The sequence below is a fragment of the Synechococcus sp. OH30 genome (assembly GCF_047462175.1).
Lineage (GTDB): Bacteria > Cyanobacteriota > Cyanobacteriia > Thermostichales > Thermostichaceae > Thermostichus.
The window spans coordinates 123,233-142,437 of sequence record NZ_JANSIP010000003.1; the positions used below are offsets into that span (position 1 = coordinate 123,233).

Annotated in this window: 19 protein-coding genes; 8 read left to right on the forward strand and 11 right to left on the reverse strand. The window is 60.3% G+C overall.

The genetic code is table 11. From position 1 onward, the window contains the following. Window positions 1–27 precede the first annotated feature (27 nt). The 3 genes from rpsD to NW830_RS04875 form a co-directional block, all read right to left on the reverse strand. Window positions 28–639: a 30S ribosomal protein S4 gene (rpsD, locus tag NW830_RS04865; RefSeq protein WP_414360444.1), complete on the reverse strand. Its 612-nt coding sequence runs from the start codon at window positions 637–639 to the stop codon at window positions 28–30. A gap of 110 nt (window positions 640–749) precedes the next feature. Beyond that, a complete protein-coding gene (gene gmd, locus NW830_RS04870; protein ID WP_414360442.1) occupies window positions 750–1,886 on the reverse strand; it encodes a GDP-mannose 4,6-dehydratase in 1,137 nt (378 codons plus the stop codon). A gap of 109 nt (window positions 1,887–1,995) precedes the next feature. Then, complete coding sequence (locus NW830_RS04875) at window positions 1,996–3,357, reverse strand: nicotinate phosphoribosyltransferase (RefSeq protein WP_414360439.1); 1,362 nt, start codon at window positions 3,355–3,357, stop codon at window positions 1,996–1,998. A gap of 146 nt (window positions 3,358–3,503) precedes the next feature. Between NW830_RS04875 and NW830_RS04880 the strand changes: the two genes are divergently transcribed. Continuing rightward, window positions 3,504–4,589, forward strand: a complete 1,086-nt coding sequence (locus NW830_RS04880) for an isochorismatase (RefSeq protein ID WP_414404576.1) — start codon at window positions 3,504–3,506, stop codon at window positions 4,587–4,589. A 53-nt stretch (window positions 4,590–4,642) separates the two neighbouring features. Then, complete coding sequence (locus NW830_RS04885) at window positions 4,643–5,872, forward strand: ATP phosphoribosyltransferase regulatory subunit (RefSeq protein WP_414404577.1); 1,230 nt, start codon at window positions 4,643–4,645, stop codon at window positions 5,870–5,872. Window positions 5,873–5,878: 6 nt separating this feature from the next. Here the strand turns inward: NW830_RS04885 and gyrB are convergent, their stop codons facing one another. The 3 genes from gyrB to NW830_RS04900 all read right to left on the reverse strand — a co-directional run bounded on the left by gyrB (window position 5,879) and on the right by NW830_RS04900 (window position 9,514). Continuing rightward, complete coding sequence (gyrB, locus tag NW830_RS04890) at window positions 5,879–7,807, reverse strand: DNA topoisomerase (ATP-hydrolyzing) subunit B (protein ID WP_414403952.1); 1,929 nt, start codon at window positions 7,805–7,807, stop codon at window positions 5,879–5,881. Between the two features lie 175 nt (window positions 7,808–7,982). After that, window positions 7,983–8,528, reverse strand: a complete 546-nt coding sequence (gene rimM / locus NW830_RS04895) for a ribosome maturation factor RimM (protein WP_414360432.1) — start codon at window positions 8,526–8,528, stop codon at window positions 7,983–7,985. A gap of 11 nt (window positions 8,529–8,539) precedes the next feature. Further along, entirely contained in the window at window positions 8,540–9,514 is a 975-nt protein-coding gene (locus tag NW830_RS04900) for an SPFH domain-containing protein (RefSeq protein ID WP_414404578.1), read from the reverse strand. A gap of 186 nt (window positions 9,515–9,700) precedes the next feature. Between NW830_RS04900 and NW830_RS04905 the strand changes: the two genes are divergently transcribed. From NW830_RS04905 to NW830_RS04915, 3 genes are all read left to right on the forward strand, one after another. Further along, complete coding sequence (locus tag NW830_RS04905) at window positions 9,701–10,693, forward strand: NAD(P)/FAD-dependent oxidoreductase (protein WP_414360428.1); 993 nt, start codon at window positions 9,701–9,703, stop codon at window positions 10,691–10,693. A gap of 78 nt (window positions 10,694–10,771) precedes the next feature. Continuing rightward, window positions 10,772–11,860 carry a polysaccharide deacetylase family protein gene (locus NW830_RS04910; protein WP_414404579.1) on the forward strand — a complete coding sequence of 363 codons (1,089 nt, stop codon included), beginning with the start codon at window positions 10,772–10,774 and terminating at the stop codon, window positions 11,858–11,860. Window positions 11,861–11,973: 113 nt separating this feature from the next. Further along, window positions 11,974–12,591, forward strand: coding sequence for a hypothetical protein (locus NW830_RS04915; protein WP_414360424.1), 618 nt, complete (start codon window positions 11,974–11,976; stop codon window positions 12,589–12,591). 335 nt (window positions 12,592–12,926) lie between these two features. On the opposite strand, the gene NW830_RS04920 is transcribed toward NW830_RS04915, so the two are convergent. Next, complete coding sequence (locus tag NW830_RS04920) at window positions 12,927–13,775, reverse strand: M23 family metallopeptidase (RefSeq protein WP_414404580.1); 849 nt, start codon at window positions 13,773–13,775, stop codon at window positions 12,927–12,929. A gap of 214 nt (window positions 13,776–13,989) precedes the next feature. On the opposite strand from NW830_RS04920, the gene NW830_RS04925 reads away from it, so the two are divergent. Continuing rightward, window positions 13,990–14,955, forward strand: coding sequence for a carotenoid biosynthesis protein (locus NW830_RS04925; protein ID WP_414404581.1), 966 nt, complete (start codon window positions 13,990–13,992; stop codon window positions 14,953–14,955). 9 nt (window positions 14,956–14,964) lie between these two features. Here NW830_RS04925 and lspA read toward each other — a convergent pair whose 3' ends face one another. From lspA to cysC, 3 genes are all read right to left on the reverse strand, one after another. After that, entirely contained in the window at window positions 14,965–15,435 is a 471-nt protein-coding gene (gene lspA, locus NW830_RS04930; RefSeq protein WP_414404582.1) for a signal peptidase II, read from the reverse strand. Between the two features lie 136 nt (window positions 15,436–15,571). Further along, window positions 15,572–15,796, reverse strand: coding sequence for a hypothetical protein (locus NW830_RS04935; protein ID WP_414404583.1), 225 nt, complete (start codon window positions 15,794–15,796; stop codon window positions 15,572–15,574). A 97-nt stretch (window positions 15,797–15,893) separates the two neighbouring features. Continuing rightward, window positions 15,894–16,424, reverse strand: a complete 531-nt coding sequence (gene cysC / locus NW830_RS04940) for an adenylyl-sulfate kinase (protein WP_414404584.1) — start codon at window positions 16,422–16,424, stop codon at window positions 15,894–15,896. A 77-nt stretch (window positions 16,425–16,501) separates the two neighbouring features. On the opposite strand from cysC, the gene NW830_RS04945 reads away from it, so the two are divergent. Continuing rightward, window positions 16,502–17,764, forward strand: a complete 1,263-nt coding sequence (locus NW830_RS04945) for an aspartate aminotransferase family protein (RefSeq protein ID WP_414403947.1) — start codon at window positions 16,502–16,504, stop codon at window positions 17,762–17,764. Here the strand turns inward: NW830_RS04945 and NW830_RS04950 are convergent. After that, window positions 17,761–18,171 carry a hypothetical protein gene (locus tag NW830_RS04950; protein ID WP_414360408.1) on the reverse strand — a complete coding sequence of 137 codons (411 nt, stop codon included), beginning with the start codon at window positions 18,169–18,171 and terminating at the stop codon, window positions 17,761–17,763. The two genes, NW830_RS04945 and NW830_RS04950, sit on opposite strands and share 4 nt — an antisense overlap. Window positions 18,172–18,312: 141 nt before the next feature. Between NW830_RS04950 and NW830_RS04955 the strand changes: the two genes are divergently transcribed. Continuing rightward, entirely contained in the window at window positions 18,313–19,137 is an 825-nt protein-coding gene (locus NW830_RS04955; RefSeq protein ID WP_414360801.1) for a creatininase family protein, read from the forward strand. Window positions 19,138–19,205: the final 68 nt, after the last annotated feature.

Here is a 19,205-nt window from a genome sequence, read left to right on the forward strand (position 1 = left end):
CCCTCTGGGAGAAGGGGGCTGGGATCCCTAGATCTTGCGGGAGTAGTACTCAACTACCAGCAGCTCGTTGACTGGGGCACAGATTTGCTCGCGCGAAGGCAGATCCTTAATGCGGCCGCGCAGCTTCTCTTTGTCAAACTCTAGGTAATCCGGCAGAAACAGTCCTGGATACTCGGCGTAGGCAGCCACCAGCCGGCGAGAGGACTCCTTGTTCCTAACTGTAATCACATCGCCCACCTTGCACTCGTAGCTGGGAATGGTTACCTTGCGACCATTAACTTCAATGTGGCCATGGGTCACCAGCTGCCGTGCCGCTGGAATGGTTGGGGCCATGCCAAGGCGAAACACAATGCAGTCTAAACGCATCTCCAGAAGCTGGAGCAGAGCTAGCCCCGTGGATCCCTTGGAGCGCCGCGCCTTGCGCATGTAGCGGATCATCTGCCGCTCGCTCACCCCGTAGTTAAAGCGGACTTTTTGCTTTTCCTCTAGGCGAATGGCATATTCAGACTTTTTCTTGCGCTCCGCCCCATGCATACCAGGGGGGTTGGTGTTTTTGGGGCGCTTGCGAGTCAGGCCGGGCAGGTCAAGCCCCCCAAAACGGCGAATGATCCTCAAGCGGGGCCCTGTATAGCGAGACATGCAGGCGTTTCTCCAAAAGCAGCAGAAAAAATAAAGGGAAAAGAATTGGCGATCTCCTATATTAAGCTCTCAGCACCTTTTTTGGGCAAGGGGTAAAAGAGCCGCGGCCGTTAGTCACGGCGAAGCTGCAACTGGGTACGGATGAAGGCGCGATCCTCACTGAGTAGGCCGTTGAGGGTGCGCCGTTCCCCCAAGATAGGATCTGGATCCAAGCCAATGGCCTCCAGGTCGGCTAGTACCATCAGTTCCACCAGTTGGGCAAAGGTTACTTTGGGCTGCCACCCCAGCACCCGCTTGGCCTTGGAGGCGTCCCCCAACAGCAGATCCACCTCTGTGGGGCGGTAGTAGCGGGGATCGATCTCAATCAGCACGCGATCCTTGTAGACTCCCTGTTCTTCCAGTCCGGATCCCCGCCAGGTAATGGGCATGCCCACCAAAGCAAAAGCGCGTTCGGCAAACTCCCGCACGCTGTGGGTTTCGCCAGTAGCTAGTACGTAGTCGTCCGGCTGGGGCTGCTGCAGCATCATCCACATCCCCTCGACGTAGTCCTTGGCATAGCCCCAGTCCCGCTTGGCATCCAGGTTGCCTAGGTAAAGCTTGTCCTGCTTGCCGGCCACAATACGGCTGACGGCGCGAGTAATCTTGCGGGTAACGAAGGTCTCGCCCCGCCGTGGGCTTTCGTGGTTAAACAAAATGCCGTTGCAGGCAAAGAGGTTGTAGGCTTCGCGGTAGTTGACCGTCTGCCAGTAGGCGTACACCTTAGCGCAGGCGTAGGGGCTGCGGGGATAGAAGGGGGTGGTCTCCTTTTGCGGGATCTCCTGCACCAGCCCAAACATCTCCGAGGAGCCCGCCTGGTAAAACTTCACCCGGAGCCCCGTGCGTTGTTGGTAGTCGCGGATGGCCTCCAGGAGGCGTAGGGTGCCCATGGCTACTGCATCGACGGTGTATTCCGGGTTATCGAAACTTACCCGCACGTGGGATTGGGCCCCTAGGTTGTACACCTCCGTCGGCTGCACCTGCTCCAAAATCCTGCGCAGAGTGGTGCCATCGGTGAGATCCCCATAGTGGAGAAACAGCTTGGCGCTGGGGTCGTGGGCATCCACGTAGAGGTGGTCAATGCGGTCAGTATTGAAGGTGCTGGCGCGGCGGATGATGCCGTGGACTTCGTAGCCTTTTTGCAACAACAGCTCAGCCAGGTAGGAGCCATCCTGGCCGGTAATGCCGGTAATCAAGGCACGTTGGGTCATGGGGTTGCGCCCGTAGGAACTTTCACCTTCAGCCCCTTGCTCCCCTCAAGACCTGGGAGCTGTAACTCCAAAATTATAGGGCACGTCTTCTCTGCAGGAACTGACCGCATTAGACAGAGCCGAGGTAACGCTCCTTAACCTGCTGCAGGGCTGGGGTCAGGGCCATCGGCCAGGGATCTGGCTGACGCAGTTGCCGCACCTCCTTTGGTAAGCGCAGCACCGAGGCACGACTGCGGCGGGCGATGGTTTCCAGGTCGGGCAAGGGTTCCAGGAGCACGCCCCTGTGCATGACCTGGCGCAGCAGCGGCTCGTAGCCAGGGGGCGGGGTCTCGTCAGCCTGACCCAGCAAGTCCCCTGTGGGGCCGCGAAAGATTTGCTTGCGCCCTGGCAGGGTGGCTTTGGCAAAGGAGGCCTTGGCCACGGGGATCCCATTGATCTCCACCAATTTGTACACTCCGTTCACCCCCTCGCCGGTAACCAGGCGGGTGCCAACACCGTAGCCGCTGATGGGCGCTTGGGAGTGGTGCAACCGCTCAATCTCGTACTCGTCCAAATCACCGCTAACAAACACCGGCGCCCCCTGCGGCAGGATGGCCTTGACCTGGCGGGAGAGGGCCTCCAGATCCCCCGAGTCGATGCGCACGCCGCCAATTTCCCCCCGGGATCCCAGTTGATCTGGCGGGGTGGCAGCAAAGAGCTGGGCTGCGGTGCGCGCTCCCTGGAGGGGATCGTAGGTGTCGATGAGCAAAACCGCTTGGGGAAAGTAGCGCCGGAAAGCTTGAAAGGCCCGGGTCTCATCGCCAGAGAGGGTGGCAATGGCCATCACGAGGGAATGGGCCATGGTGCCCGCCGGCTTGCGCCCCAACTTGAGAGCTGCCAAGACATTGGAGGTGGCATTGAACCCCGCCGCCAGCGCTGCCCGCGCTGCCCAGAGGCCCGCCTGGGGACTAAAGGCTCGCCGCGTGCCGAACTCCAACAAAATGGCCTCGTCCCCTGCCGCATCACGCATGCGGGCTGCCTTAGTGGCAATCAGGGTTTGGTAGTTGAAGGTGGTCAGCAAGTAGGTTTCCACCAGCTGGGCTTGCCACAGAGGAGCCTCCACCCGCAGCAGCGGCTCGTTGGCAAAAACGGCCGTCCCCTCCGGTACTGCCCACACATCCCCCTCGAAACGGCAGCTAGCCAGCAGCTCCCAGAAGCGCGGCGGTGCCTCGGCAAAAATGCCCGTTTCCCGCAGTGCCTGCAAGGCTTCTGGCGGAAAGTGCAACTGCTGCAGGTATTCCACTGCTTGGGCCAGCCCCATGGCAATGAGGTAGCCATAGTCGCTAGGCAAGCGCCGCACAAACAGCTCAAAGGCCGCCGGCTGATTCTCCAGCCCCTCCCCCACATAGCAGGCAGCCATTGTGAACTGGTAGAGATCGGTTAGTAAGCCGTAGTCTTGGGGTTGCAGGGAGGAAAAGCTTGGGTCTACCATGGAACCCTCAAGTAAGCCAGAGAGGCAACGCCCGTGGGGAAAGGCAGAGAAGCCGTTGCCCCAGTTGGAGCTACCATGGTAGCAAGTCCAGCCTGCCAGGGATCCCTACCCTGCAAGGCAGCAAAAGCTTGGCTATGGGAAGTGCCATGGACACCCCCGCTCCACCCTTGACACCGCCAGTGCTGTCAACTCTGCCTGTGCCCTCCCACTTTGCTCCTGAGCGGGTGGGGGAGATTTGGCGGGTGCCCTACCAGCAGCGGGCCCCAGAGGCAGAGCGCTGGGCCCAGGAGCACCACATTCCCCCGGCGGAATTCGATCGGGTACGGGTGGGCCTGTTGCTGATTGATGTGCAAAACACCTTCTGCATTCCTGGCTTCGAGCTGTTTGTGGGCGGCCCCAGCGGCTTGGGGGCGGTGGAGGACAACTGCCGCCTGTGCCAATTCATCTACCGCAACCTTGCCCACATCACCCAGATCGTGGCTACTCTGGACACCCACACGGCGATGCAGATCTTCCACCCCATCTTCTGGGTAGACGCCCAGGGATCCCATCCCGAGCCGGCTACCGCCATCTCGGCAGCCGAGATTCGCTCAGGACGTTGGCGGGTCAACCCTGCCATGGCCGCCAACCTCACCCAGGGGGATCTGACGCGGCTGCAGGCCTATGCCCTCCACTATGCCGAGCAACTGGAGAAAGGGGGGAAATATCCCCTCATTGTCTGGCCCTACCATTCCATGCTAGGGGGGATTGGCCATGCCCTGGTACCGGCAGTGGAGGAGGCGATCTTCTTCCACGCCATTGCCCGCGGCAGCCAGCCTAGCTTCCAGCTCAAGGGGGCCAGCCCCCTGACGGAAAATTACTCTGCCCTCAGCCCGGAGGTCTTGACAGGGCCGGAGGGGGATCCCGTCGGCGAGAAAAATGAATCCCTTATCCGCCACCTCCTGGAATTTGATGCCCTCATTGTAGCTGGCCAAGCCAAAAGCCACTGCGTTGCCTGGACGGTGAGCGACCTACTGCAGGAGATTCAGGCCAGAGATCCCAGCCTAGCCAGGAGGGTCTACCTTCTGGAAGACTGCACCTCGCCGGTAGTGATCCCCGGCGTGGTTGACTTTAGCGAGCAGGCGGAGGCGGCCTTTGCCCGCTTTGCGGCAGCGGGGATGCACCGGGTGCGTTCCACCGATCCCCTCTGGACGTGGCCTGACTTTCCCCGGCCTCTTGCGGAGGAGACTTAATCTGCTCTACTCCAGTGGTAGGATGCGGCAGGACAGCCTGTCGGAGTTGGCCTGTGTACGACTGCCCCGGCGGTGCAGAGTGGCTGCGGGACCTTCGCCCTGAAGCCAGTTCCCTACGCCCCCCCAGTGGCGTCCGCGACTTCTTGCCGCGGGAAGTCCAGCGGCGAGAAAGGCTGGAGGCGCAACTAACCGAGGTTTTTCGCCGCTACGGCTACCAACGCATCATCACCCCCACCTTAGAGCGGTTAGAGACCCTGCTGGCGGGGGGATCCATCCGCGGCGAAGCCGTGCTGCAACTGCGGGATGGGGAAGGGACAATGCTGGGGCTGCGTCCCGAGTTTACTGCCTCCATTGTGCGGGCAGCGGCTACCCGGCTGGCGGGCGGGCCTCTGCCCCTGCGGCTTTATTACCACGGCAGTGTCTTCCGCAACAGCCAGCGGGAGGAGGGATCCTACAGCAGCCAGGAGTTTTTCCAGTCGGGGGTGGAGCTCATTGGCGCGGGAGGATGGTTGGCCGACGCTGAGATCTTGCTGCTTTTGGCCGATTGCGTGCGCGCTGTTGGCATCCGCAGCTGGACGCTGCTATTGGGAGATGTGGGCCTGACCGAGAGCCTGCTCAACGCCGTGGCTCCCAAGGCCCAGGCAGCAGTGCGCCGCGCCATTGCCCAGCTTGACTACGTTTACCTGGAATCGGCTCCTCTGCCAGAGGCGGCCCGCCAGATTGGCTTGCAGATTCTGGGATTGCGCGGCCAGCCTGAGCAGGTCCTACCTCAGCTTGCCCAGCTTCCTGTGCCCCCGGAGCGGTTGCGGGATCTGCGGCAGTTGTGCCAGATCCTGGAAGCCCAGCAGGTGCGGGTGGTGCTGGATCTAAGCTTGCTGCAAACTCTGGCCTACTACACCGGCGTTGTCTTCCAGGCAGTGGTGGGGGGAGAGGTCATTGCTCTAGGCGGGCGCTACGACCAGCTCTATGCCCTCTACAGTCCGCAGCAAGTTGAGCAGCCAGGGATCGGCTTTACCCTCCTGCCGGATACCCTGCTGCGGCTTTTGCCCCCTGATCCCCAGCCTGAGGCAACCGCCTGTAGGCGCTTAGTGGTGCCGCTGGTGCCGGCAGGGATCCCGGCAGCGCTGGCCTTGGCCGCCCGCTGGCGGGAGTCAGAGGCGGTGGAGCTGGAGCTGCTGGATCGCTCCCCCGAAGAAATCGAGGCCTATGCCCGCCAGTGCCGGATCCCGGAGATTGCCTGGGTGCAGGCCGATGGCAGCTACCACATCTCCTCCGTGGACTAATCCCAATCAAATATCCAGAGCCGCCAGCTCCAACTGGCCGCTGTGGGCCTCGATGAACTCCCGCCGGGGGCCAACGGCATCCCCCATGAGGATGGTGAAAATGCGATCCGCCTCTGCGGCGTCTTCGATGGTAATCTGCTTGAGGACGCGCGTTGCCGGGTTCATGGTGGTTTCCCAGAGCTGCTCTGGCATCATTTCCCCCAAGCCCTTGAAGCGCTGGATGGTGTACTTGGTGTTGGCCGGCAGGCTGCGCAGGACTTGCTCTTTCTCGGCCTCGTTGTAGCAGTAGCGCACGTTGTTGCGGCCCCACTCAATCTTATAGAGGGGCGGGCAGGCAATGTAGACGTAGCCCTGCTCCAAGAGCGCCTTCTGATAGCGGTAAAAGAAGGTAAGCAGCAGAGTGCGGATGTGACTGCCATCCACATCGGCGTCGGTCATGAGGATGATGCGGTGGTAGCGCAGTTGGCTGGGATCGAACTCCTCGCCCTTGACCCCCAGGCCCAGCGCTGTAATCAGGGCCTGAATCTCGGCGTTTTTGTAGATCTTGGCGGGATCCGCCTTCTCGATGTTGAGGATCTTGCCCCGCAAAGGCAGCACCGCCTGAAACTGGCGATCCCGTCCCTGCTTGGCGCTGCCCCCTGCCGAGTCGCCCTCCACCAAGTACACCTCTGACTCCGCCGGATCCCGGCAACTGCAGTCAGCCAGTTTCCCCGGCAGTGTGGAAGATTCCAGAGCCGACTTGCGGCGTACCAGCTCCCGGGCCCGGCGGGCAGCTTCGGCCGCGTTGAAGGACTGGATGGCCTTATCGACGATCCCCCTCGCCACGTTGGGGTTGAACTCCAGATATTCCGCGAGGGCCTCCGAGACAAGGGTTTGGACAATGCCCCGCACCTCGGTGTTGCCCAGCTTGGTTTTGGTTTGCCCCTCAAACTCAGGGTTGGGCACCTTGACCGAGAGGATGGCCGTCAGGCCCTCCCGCACGTTTTCTCCCGCCAGGTTGCTGTCGGACTCTTTGAGCTTGTTCAGCTTGCGGGCTTGGCTGTTGATGGTAAGGGTAAGGGCAGTCTTCAATCCCTCCAAGTGGGTGCCCCCTTCGGTGGTACGGATGTTGTTGGCAAAGCCAATTACCGTGTCGGTGTAGACATCCGCACACCACTGCAAGGCTGCTTCCACCTCAACGCCATCCCGCTCCCCGCGCACATAGATGATCTCGGGGTGGATGGGGGTCTTTTCTTGGTTGATAAAGGCCACATATTCCCGGATGCCGCCCGCAAATTGATAGACTTCCCGCTGAGGCGGATCCCGCCGCAGATCGCTAAAGATGATTTTCAAGCCGGCATTGAGATAGGCCAGCTCCCGCAGACGAGCAGCCAGCACGGCATAGTCAAACTCCCGCTCCGGGAAGATAAGCTCATCCGGCTTAAAGCGCACCTCGGTACCCCGCCGCTGGGCCCCTGCCGGCTGCGGCTCGGACTTGAGGGATCCCACCGCCGCCCCCCGCTCAAAGCGCTGGAAGTAAACCCTGCCCTCCCGCCAGACTCTGGCCTCCAACCACTCCGAGAGGGCATTCACCACCGACACCCCAACGCCGTGCAGTCCACCGGAGACCTTGTAGCCGCCTCCTCCAAACTTCCCGCCGGCGTGCAGTACGGTCATGACAGTTACCAACGCCGACTGACCGGTTTTGGGGTGGATATCTACTGGGATGCCGCGGCCATTGTCCAGCACCGACACCGAGCCATCGGGGTAGAGGGTAACCTGAATCTCGTCGCAGTAGCCGGCCAGGGCCTCATCGACGGAGTTGTCCACCACCTCGTACACCAGGTGGTGCAATCCCTTCGGCCCAGTAGAGCCAATGTACATACCAGGCCGCCTGCGCACAGCCTCCAAGCCTTCTAGAACTTGGATCTGCTCTGCACCGTAGTTTTCTGTCATTTTCAACCCCAGTGGAAAAGCAACCGCAGCCCCGCTAACACGAGTCCGGAAAAATTGACCTCTAAGGCCAGAGTGGGGCCAGTACCCCCAAAATACGCTGCCATGATAGCACAAAAGCCTAGAAGGGCAAAAGAGCGGCCTCTGAGGGCCGACTTGGCTAGGGGATGCAGGAGAGTTATCTGTTTTGGCCAAGGAAGCTCTCCAGCAAGCCCGGCGGCGGCTGCACCTGCAGCTCACCTTTTTCCAGGTCCACAACCGGCACCAGAGCTTTGACGAAGGGGATCAACACCTGCCGCTGGTCGGGGGTGGAGATCTCCAGCACATCTTGGCCGACAGCCCAGATTGCCGAGACATGCCCCAGCAGGTGCCCCTGATGGTAGACGGCCAGGCCGATGAGATCGCGGTAGTGGTACTCCTCCGGTCCCAGGGACGGGCGCTGGGAAGCTGGCACCAGCACCTTAGCTCCCACCCAAGCCTCTGCCGCCGTCCGATTGGAAATCCCTTCTAGCCGCACTAGGTAGAGGCCCTTGCCAGGAAAAAACTGCCCCTCAACTAGGGAATGCAGCAGCGGCTCAGGGTCTGTGGCTCGCTGCAGCCAGCGGGGCCCTGGCTGGGTGAGGCGCTCCGGAAAATCCGACCAACACTTGACCCGCAGCCAGCCCCGCAGGCCATGAGCGGCCACCACCTGTCCCACCAACAACCAAGCGGGATCTACAGACATGGCGTTGACTTTCAAGAATCAAGCGAAGGGATCTCAAGGTTAGACGAGGGCGCCGCCGAAGTACGCAATTGCGGGACCTCGGAAGTTGGGGAGCTGGATCCCTGGCTAACTTTGGAGATGTCCACCATCGAAAGCAACCCTTGCAGGGTGCCGGGGATGGAATTGGGATCGATAAAGATTACCTTGGCGCTGGGGCTGCTGCCCACCTTGAGGCCCATATCGATGTAGTTTTGGGCCATCAGGTATTGCAAGGCGTTGGCCGCCTGGGGGTGCTCTTGCAAGGCAGCGGCGATGGTTCTGATGGCCTCAGCAGTACCCTCGGCCAAGAGCAGTCGCTGCCGTTTTTCGGCTTCTGCCCGCAGGAGTTGGGCTTTGGCAGCCCCTGCCGCTTGGTTAATGCTGGCCTGCTGCTCCCCTTCCGACCTGAGGATGGCGGCCCGCTTCTCCCGCTCGGCAGCCATCTGCTTTTCCATTGAATCCTGCACCGTCTTGGAGGGTTGAATATCCCTAACTTCCACGCGGGTGATCTTGATCCCCCAGGGATCCGTGGCCTCATCCAGCTCTGCCAGAAGGCGGGCGTTGATCTCGGCGCGGGAGGAAAAGGTCTGATCCAAGTCCATGCGGCCAATCTCCGCCCGCAGCGCCGTTAGCACCAAGTTCACCAAAGCCCGCTGCACATCCTCTACGGCGTAGCGGGCCTTGATCATATCCGTGATACGCCAGTAAACCACCGCATCCGCCATCAGGGAAACGTTGTCGCTGGTGATGCACTGCTGCGGCGGCACGTCCAGCACCTTCTCGCGGATAGTTTCCTTGAACACAATCCTGTCGATGGGAGGAAAAATGATGTGCAACCCGGGTGTCAGCTTGCGGTGAAACCTCCCCAAACGCTCTACCAGTGCTTCATAGCCTTGGCTGATGATCTTGACCGAGTTGAACAGGTAGCCGATAAAGATGAGGGCAAGGGCGGCTAAGATGCCAGGCATAGGGCTCTTCTCCTAACAGAGGGTTCAGCCCCCATTCTAGGACGGCTGCTGGGACTGCTCCCTTCACCCTTCGACACGCCTCAGCCTCAATAGAGAGGGGAGGCGTGAACAGGATAGTTAGAGCTGCGGATTTCTTGTTGGGGCCGCAATCTTATCCGGTAGAAAGCTTGGGGGGGGATCCCGTCTATGAAACTGGACAGCAGGAACCTAGAAGTTGGCCTGAACAAAATCTACGACGTTATTGTTGCCGGTGGTGGCGCAGGGGGGCTGTCGGCAGCCATTTACCTGGCCCGCTACGGCTTAAGCTGCCTGGTGGTGGAAAAGGGCAGAGGCCGCTCTTTCTGGATGCAGGATTTGCGCAACTATCTGGGCCTGCCGCCAAACACGCCGGGACGAGAGCTGTTGCGACAGGGAAGGGAGCACGCCCTCAGCTTGGGGGTGGACTATCTAGGGGGCTTTGTGGAAGATGTCACAGATGAGGGAGACCTTTTTGCTGTCAAGGTCAAAGTGGGAAAAGTCAACAGTATCTACCCTGTTTTTCGCAGCAAATATTTGATTGCAGCAACGGGCATTATCGATTATTTGCCCCAATTGCCTGATATGCAAAATGTCTACGAATATGCAGGCTACTCGCTTCATGTCTGCATGATCTGCGATGGTTACGAAATGCGGGATCAGAAGGCAGTTTTGATTGTCAATTCAGAAGATCGAATTAATACGGCTTTTGTCCTCAACTGGTTTACGCCCTATATCTCGGTGTTGACCCACGGCCTGTGCTCGGTTGGCCCTGAGATGCGCAAAAAACTGGCGGAGCACGGCTATCCCCTTTACGAATCTCCCATTCGCCGCTTTCTGGGCGAGAACCACCAGCTGCGGGGTGTAGAGCTCGAGGATGGCACCTACATCGAGGCAACCACCGGCCTGGTGGCCATGGGAGCCAAATCCCACAACGACTATTTGAAAGGGATCCCCAATTTGCGCTGGCAGGGCGAAAACCTCGTGACCGACGAGTGGTGCCGCACCACCCATCCACGGCTCTTCGCGGTAGGGGATTTGAAGCAGGGCCTCAATCAGGTGGCGATTGCCGTTGCCGACGGGGCGCTGGCTGCAACCGCCATTTGGCGGGACATCCGCCGGGCCTCGCCCGCTCGTAAATGGGAAGAGCGCCTGCGCTCTTAGCTTGGGCTCATTCCACCCTCTTGAGGGTTTGGGATGGTCTTCTGCCCTATAATTGTTGCGAAGCCCCGAGCAATTCCCATGCATTCTCTGAAAGCGGCGATCTTTTTTTTGGTTTTCCTATTAGTAGGGCTGCATTACTACGCGGTAGAGGCCCAGTCTTTTTTTCATCTGAACCTGACTCTAACCTCAGAATACGATCCTATTCTCCCGATCGAGAGCGTTCGCGTTGTGCGCGGCAGCAATCCCCAAGACCTGCTGGTTTATCTATCGGCTCCTTCTGCTGCTTGGGTTCACCAAGAGCGGGTGAACGGGCATTATTTAATTGATATTCCCTATGCAGTCATCACCCGCTCGACAACGGTTGAAGTTGCTGCGGGGCTGCCCTATCGGCTGAGCTGGGGCAACCGAGACGAACAGACTGGGCGCCTGCTGATCACCCCTGCACCTGCCCAGGTAGAGGTCCTTTTGCAGCATGGCTGGACAGCGGATCCCACTTTGCTCGATCCGCTGGAAAATAGCCGGCCTTTGCAACTGCCTTTGGAAGAGGCGCTGGGGCCTTTGTTGGAAGTGCCACCTCGCTCTGCCTTTCTCACCATTGACGATGGACCTTGGCCTCAGTCCACACCTCGCCTTTTGCAAGTTTTGGATCAGCTACAAGTGCCGGCTACATTCTTTCTCATCGGCAATCACGTTTCTCGCTTTCCAGAGCTGGCCAAAGCTATTCAAACCCACCACCACACGATAGCCAACCACACGTTTACTCACGACTATCGACGCCTCTACAGCAGCGACGAGATATTCTATGCCGAAGTGGATCAGACAACCCAACTGCTCAAGAGGTTGGGCTTGGATCCCCAACTAGTGGTTCGCCCACCGGGCGGTTTTCGCCTAGACTCTGCTTTACGTCACGCTTTGGAACAGGCAGGGTATCGGGTTCTCTACTGGAACCTCAGTCCCGAGGATGCCTATGCTGGCCAAACAGCAGACCAGCTTTTGGAGCGGGTTCGATCCCAGTTGTCGGTGATGAAAGCCTCTGAACAACCCCTGGTTTTGCTGCTGCACGACCGCTGGCCCCATACTGCAGAAGCTTTGCCAGATATCGTTGCTGCGGTTGAAGAGGCAGGCTATCGCTTTTTGCCCTGGCCCAGTTCTAGAGATCCTGCTTGAGGAAACCGCCAACTGTCTCTTAGAAGAACCGGGCAATCTCTCTTAGGGTCGAGGAGTGGGGAAGTATGCGAAAGCCCTTGGATTGCTGGGCTCGGATAAGTTGGGGAGCGGCCTTGGCTCTGGCGCTACCACTTGCTGTTCACTCTGCCTACCCCCAGCCGCTGCTTCCGCTGTTGCCGGCTGTTTCTGAGGGGGGCAGCGCGCGCGAAGGAGTTGTTGCCCTCTTTCGTCAATCCATCTGGTGGGAGTTCATCCGCGGCAATCGCGGCGAAAACCTGCGCCTGTTTGCGGCCAGCCTCACCGCTTCCGATCGTCAGGATGTGGTGGCCGTGTTTGAAATCCAGCGGCAGCCGACAGTGGAGCCGGTGGTGCGCGTCCTCAGCTTCAGACATCAGGGAGGATACGATTTTCGCCTGCTCCACACGGCTGAGCCGATCCCAGGGCGGCTGATTGAGGCTCAGCTGCGCACCGATATTACCCCTAGCCCTCAGCCTAAGTTGGTGCTCCTCACCGAGCGAGGGGGTATTAGCCTGCTGCGGTCGGTCTTGATCCTGGAACACCGCCCTGAAGGGCTGGTGCCACTGCTGAGTGTAACGGATCTAGCCAACGCCAGCCTGCGGGTCACTCCCCAAGGGATCCTGATTCTCTCCAGTGTTGCGGGAGCTAGCCGCGACTTGCGGGCTACGCTCTACCAGTGGGAGAGAGATGGCTTCGTCCGCCGCGATCTTTAGCCTCCCTCCTTCTAAGACCCCCAGGCCAAATTGCCGCAAGGCTGTCCCCTGGCTCTTCTCCCTCAGGGAGAGAGATCAGGGTTGACACTCCCACCAACTAATCGCGAAGCGGGACGTAGTCCTTAGTTGGGGGATGCAGTCCGCAGATGAACTCGTAAAGGCTTATCAAGACGCCCCTAGACAGTTCCTTAAGACAGAGCCCAAGGTTCTGCTTACTTTTTGACTTCCAGCACTGTCCGGGTTTTTCACCAGGGTAGGTGCTGCTTTTCCGCCCCGCCCTCATCGCGCCAGCGGGACGGAGTCCTTTCGCGCCAGCGGGACGGATGGTTACCAAGCTACTCCGCTGGGTCTCCAGACGGGGGAGGATGACCAGGGAGCTGTTGAAGCGGCCAACAGGATCCCAGGCTGGGGGCTTGGCCCACCTGCCAAAGAAAGGGGCTCTCGGCTCCCAGGGGATGGATGCTCCAGGGATCGAGGTCAGACCCAAACCAGCCGTAGGGATCGACGGGGGCGGGCTCGCCGGAATTGGTTTGGTCAAGGCGGCGCACCTCAAAGTGGAGATGGGGCCCACTGGCACAGCCACTTTCCCCTGACAGGCCAATCTCCTCTCCAGCTGCCACCCTCTGCCCCTCGTGTACCCAGATTTGGCTAAGGTGAGCGTAGAGGGTTTCCAGGCGGATCCCGCCAGGGGATCCCCCTTCGTGCAGGATGCGCACCCGCAGCCCCCTGACGGGACGGCTTAGGCTGGGGCAGAAAAACTCTGGCTCTGGGCGCGCCACGGTAACCCGCCCGGCAGCAGCGGCCAGGATGGGAGTGCCTACCGGCATGGCCCAGTCGTAGCCGGCGTGGCCATCGCTTTTGCCGCAGGGGTGCTGGGGACTGGGGGTCCAAACCTGGCCCTGTCCGCTGACAAACCGCCCATTGCCGTCTCCCTCCCTCAGAGGCACATCGTGGTCGAAGAGGTTGGTAACCGGAAACTCCCCGACAAAGGGCTTGTGCAAAAGCGGCCACTGGAGTGGTGGCGGATCCCCCTGAGCACGATGATAGCTCTCCAACTGCCCCCGATAGCTCTCCAGATCCTGACGTAGAGCGGGATCCTGCAACTGCTTCAGCAAAAGATCCACTAATCGCAAGGCTTGCGCCCAGTCCCGGCGCTCCACAGCCCGGCTCAACTGGGCGTACACTCCCCCTAGGGGTTCCCCTGCCCAGGAGGAAGGGAAGGGAAAACCAGGCAGGATGTTTACAAATTGATACAACAGGCAGCAAAATATCAACAGGAATACCCTGGGCAGGCCAGGCGGTTTGCTTTGGGTACTGCGTTCTGCTTTTCTCCTCAGCCGCTGCCCAAGCTTAGGGGAGGCGAGGCAGCTCTGACCAACCACCCTGCGGGAGCTTCTCATGCGTTGGCTGTTATCCTCTTCCTCTAGTGTCCTTGTTAGCCTGCCTTTCCAGTTTTCTCACCGGCGAGGTGTTCTCCTTGGGTCGGGAGCAATCTGGCGGTGGTTGGAAGCCCTAGCGCTAGGCTTGCACCTTCTCTCCTTGCTCTTCGGGCTGGTGGGCCTACTGTGGGTAGTACCGCATCCTGAGTGGGTGGCCAGTTTGCCCCCTATTGGTCTACAGGCCTTCTCCTGGAGCATGGGCAATGGCGGCGTTGCCTACATGGTGTGCGGGGCGCTGGCAGCAGCTCTGATGGGATCCCGCCTCCTTGGGGTGCGACGCTTGCTGATGTTTTTGCTCCCGGCGGTGGGCATCTCCCTCGCTAGCGAGCTGCTGGGCACCAGCACGGGGATCCCCTTTGGCAACTACGGCTACCTCAGCGGCCTGGGCTACAAGATTGCCGGCTTGGTTCCTTTTACGATCCCCTTGTCCTGGTTCTATGTGGGGTTATCGGCCTACCTGTTGGCACGGGTGGCGCTGCGGGCAGGGCGTCACTGGCTAATTCACTTCGAGGCCATCCTGTTGGGGGCGCTGTTGCTCACTGCCTGGGACTTTGTGCTAGATCCGGCCATGACCCGCGGCCCCATTCCCTTCTGGATGTGGCTTCAACCGGGGCCTTTCTTCGGCATGCCGCTGCAAAACTTCGGCGGTTGGATGCTGACAGGGGCGGCCTTCATGACTGTAGCCAACCTCCTCTGGGGAAAAGATCAGCCTGTCCTCAACCGCCGCCAGTTGCTGGGGCCACTGGTGCTCTATGGAGCCAATTTTGCCTTTGCCCTGCTGATGAGCTTGGGATCAGGTATTGTCGCGCCGGCGGGGTTGGGTCTGCTCCTGGGATTGGGGCCAGCTCTGGGGTTGTGGTGGAGTGCACCGCCAGCTCCCCCCTCCCCTTCCCAGGCTGAGGGAAAGACCGTTGGGTGGGGGTAAATAGGCAGCTTAGTCGGATTTGCGCAGGGATTTCTTTGGGCCGCCCTGCCATAGACCGACAACTAGGCAGGCCACCCCGAGGTTGATGCACACGTCAGCGAGATTAAACACGGGGAAGCCAATCCAGACGAAATTGAAAAAATCCACTACGTAGCCGTTGAGAAAGCGGTCGATACCGTTCCCCACTGCTCCTGCCCAGACTAGACCATAGCCTGCCTGCTCCCAAAGGCTAAGGCTGCTGCGCAGGGCTAGAAGCGCCAGGGCTACTGCCACCCCCAGCGAGACCCATTTGAGAAGCTGCGCCGAGTCGGCAAACAGGCTCCAGGCAGCGCCGGTGTTTTCTACGTAGGTGAGGTGAAATACCCCCGGCCATAGCTGGATTTCCGGGCCCGGCAGCAGCCGCTCCGCCGCCCAGCGCTTGGTCACCTGATCCAGGGTTACCCCCAGGATCCCGACCAGCCAAAAGCCTTTGTTCTGCATGTTGCTTGCACCCCCCCCAAGATTGGCTGGTTATTCTTCCCCGTGGCTAAGGAGCTGCAGAGCCTGAAGTCAAAGAGCAGAAACAAAAGCGCCCGGCCAGGTTAGCCGGACGGGGATCCCTAGCTTAGGGAGATGGCTACCGTCCCCGTTGCTCTAGGGATTGACGCAACTCGATGGCCATCTGCAGAAACTCTTGGGGGCTGCCTGCTTTGCCGTAGGAGGAGCGATCTTGAACCTTTTTGCCACTGCCTTGGCGGGTGCGGAGGTTGATTAGAGAGCTGGCCATTTCCAGAAACTTGGCAGGGTTTCCTTCGCTACTGCCCCGCAGCACAGAGGTTCGTCCGCCACGAATAACTGCCATAGCTACCTTGCTTCTTAGCAACGAAATGCTTGTTTACATCTTCCCACAAGGGATCCCCGATCCGCCAGGTTCACGCTTGCCCCAAGAAGCGAGAGCTCTAAGGGAGATAGCCGCGGCTTTTTAGGCTGTGCATCACCAGCTCAATACACTCAGAGATGCTTTGCTCAGCGGTTTTGCACACCACCTCCGGGTATTCCGGCGGCTCGTAGGGATCGTCGATGCCGGTAAAGTGCTGGATGAGCCCTGCCCGCGCTTTGCGGTAGAGGCCCTTGACATCGCGCTGCTCGCACACCTCCAGGGGGGCATCTACAAAGACCTCGATGAAGTTGCCGATGCGCTGCCGCACCTCTTGCCGGGTGGCCCGGTAGGGGGAGATGGCTGACACCAGCACGATTACCCCCTGGCGGGTCAGCATCTCGGCCACAAAGCCAATGCGGCGAACGTTCTCATCCCGATCTTCTTTGCTAAACCCCAGCCCTTTGGTGAGGTGTTGCCGCACCAGGTCGCCGTCGAGCACTTCCACCGGCAGCCCCAGAGCCTGCAACTGCTGGGCCACGCCGCAGCTGAGGGTGGTTTTGCCTGCCCCACTTAGCCCCGTAAACCAGACTGTTACCCCCCGTCGCCCCATGGGTGTGGATCTCCTTGCCAGAGTATCATCCCCGACCAGAGTGATACACTCAAAGCACTGCCTATTGTCCCTCTGCCATGCCGCCGCTAAGCGTTGATGCCACCTTGGGATCCGCGACAACCGCCGAGCTGTTCAATCGGCATGTGATGTCCACCTATGCTCGCTACCCTTTGACCTTGGTGCGGGGGGAAGGCTGCCGGGTTTGGGATGAGGAGGGACGGGAGTACCTGGATTTTGTGGCAGGCATTGCTACCTGCACCCTGGGACATGCCCACCCCGCTTGGATTCAGGCCCTCACCCAGCAGGCACAGCAGTTGCACCATGTTTCCAACCTCTACTACAACCGACCCCAGGCGCAACTGGCCCAATGGCTGACCCAGCACTCCTGTGCTGACAAGGTGTTTTTCTGCAACTCGGGGGCAGAAGCCAATGAAGGCGCCATCAAGCTGGCCCGCAAATACGCCCATACGGTACGCGGGATCCAAGATCCGGTGATCCTCACCGCCCAGGCCAGCTTTCATGGACGCACCCTGGCTGCCCTCACGGCCACCGGCCAGCCCAAGTACCAGAAAGACTTTGCTCCCTTGGTGCCCGGCTTTGATTACGTTCCCTACAACGATATCGAGGGTACGGCGGCGGTGCTGGAGCGCTGGGGCGAGCGGGTGTGTGCCGTGCTCCTGGAGCCGCTGCAGGGGGAGGGAGGGGTTGTGCCAGGGGATCCCGCCTACTTCCAGTGGCTGCGCCGGGTCTGCAGTGAGCGGGGCATTCTGCTGATGTTGGATGAGGTGCAGGTGGGGATGGGCCGCACCGGCAGGCTCTGGGGCTACTGCAACCTGGGAATCGAGCCGGATGTGTTTACCCTGGCCAAGGGCTTGGCGGGTGGGATCCCGATTGGCGCCCTCTTGGCCAAAGAGTTTTGTGCCGTGTTTCAGCCGGGGGATCACGCCAGCACCTTTGGCGGCAATCCTTTAGCCTGTGCGGTGGGCTTGGCGGTTTGCCACACCCTAATGGCGGAGAGCTTGGTGTGGAATGCCCAGCAGACGGGGGACTATCTGCGCCAGGGTCTATCCCGCTTGGCGGAGCAGTTCCCCCAGCTTGTGCAAGAGGTGCGCGGCTGGGGCCTGATCCAGGGCCTGGTCCTGCGGATCCCGGCGGCTGAGGTGGTCAGGGCGGCCCTGGAGCAGGGACTACTGCTGGTGCCAGCAGGATCCCAGGTGGTGCGCTTTGTGCCCCCCTTGATCGTCACGCCAAAGGAGATTGACGAGGCGCTGGTGCGGTTGGAATCGGCTCTGCAGAGCTTAGCCGTTGGCGACAGCGGAACGGAGTCCCTGAAAGCCTAGCTCTGCCAGACCTGCTGCAAGAAGATCTGCAGCCACTGGCGGGCCTCATGGGGCGAGGGATCCCTGGCCTGCTCGAGCAGGGGCAGTACCTCCTCGGCGTAGGCCGCAACAAAGCCGTCAGCCGGCCAGAGCAAGTCCGAGGTGGATCGCAGGTTCCACACTTGGGATCCCTGCTGGAGCAATAGGGGCCGTACCCAGAGGAGGGCTGGGGATCCCGCCTCAAGAGGGTGAAGAGAAACCTGAATCAGCTCCCCATAGAGCGTGGCTTGCGGCCCCGGCAGAGCTAGAAGGCGGCGGGGCGAGGTGGGGGCACTCTCTACTTCTGTCCCAGCCGGCAGAGGACGTCCTCTAAGGGGGGGCTCCTCACTGGAGCCACATTGAGCAGGCAGACAGGGCCATAGCGTCATGGGACGGCAGGCTTTCCCTGAGGAACGAACGAGACAAACTCCACCGGATCTTACGTCTTCTCGGGTTCTGCGAGGGGATCGCCAATCTTGTGGCATGGTGGCAGGTAGCTTCTTTAGCAGACTTGGACGGATCCCGCCATGATGCACACCTTTATCCCGCCCCACCGCTTTTTTCCCTACCTGACCTGGACGGAGATCCAGGCCATGCCCAACAAAGAGAAGGTGGTGATCATCCAGCCCGTAGCCTCGATCGAGCAGCATGGGCCCCACCTGCCCTTGGTGGTAGATGCCTGCATCGGCACGGCAATCATCGGGCGGGCTATGGAAAAACTGGAGCCGGAGATCCCCGCTTACGTTCTGCCTACCCAGTGCTATGGCAAGGCCAACGAGCACTGGCATTTCCCAGGCACCATCACCCTCTCAGCCCAAACCCTGATGGCCCTGCTAACCGAAGTGGCTGAAAGCATTTACCGGGCCGGGTTTCGCAAGCTGGTGTTCCTCAACTCCCACGGTGGCCAACCTGAGGTGCTGCAGATTGTGGCCCGCGACCTGCACCAGAAGTACGAAGACTTCCTGCTTTTCCCCATCTCCGTCTGGCGCGTTCCCCACCAAGGCCAGGAGCTGATGACGGAAAAAGAGCGGGAATTGGGCATTCACGCTGGCGATGGCGAGACCAGCATGCTGATGTACCTGTTGCCCGAGACAGTGCGAACTGACCGCTTGGTCTGCGAGTACCCTCAGGATCTGCCGGAAGACAGCCTGATTAGTCTGGAAGGGCGGATCTCTTTTGCCTGGACAACTCGCGACCTCAGCCGGAGTGGTGTCCTGGGGGATGCCACGGCCGCCACGCCGGAAAAAGGCAAACTTTTGGTGGAGTCCATGGCCGATGGCTGGGTGCGGCTGATCCGGGATCTGTACAAGTTCCAACAGCCCCAGGCTTGGCGCAAAGACCCGCTGCCAAGGTAGGGATCCCAGCTGATGTCTCCTTGTGAGGCTTCTGGCCAGCCCAGCCTGCTTCTCAGGAGCGGAAGCAG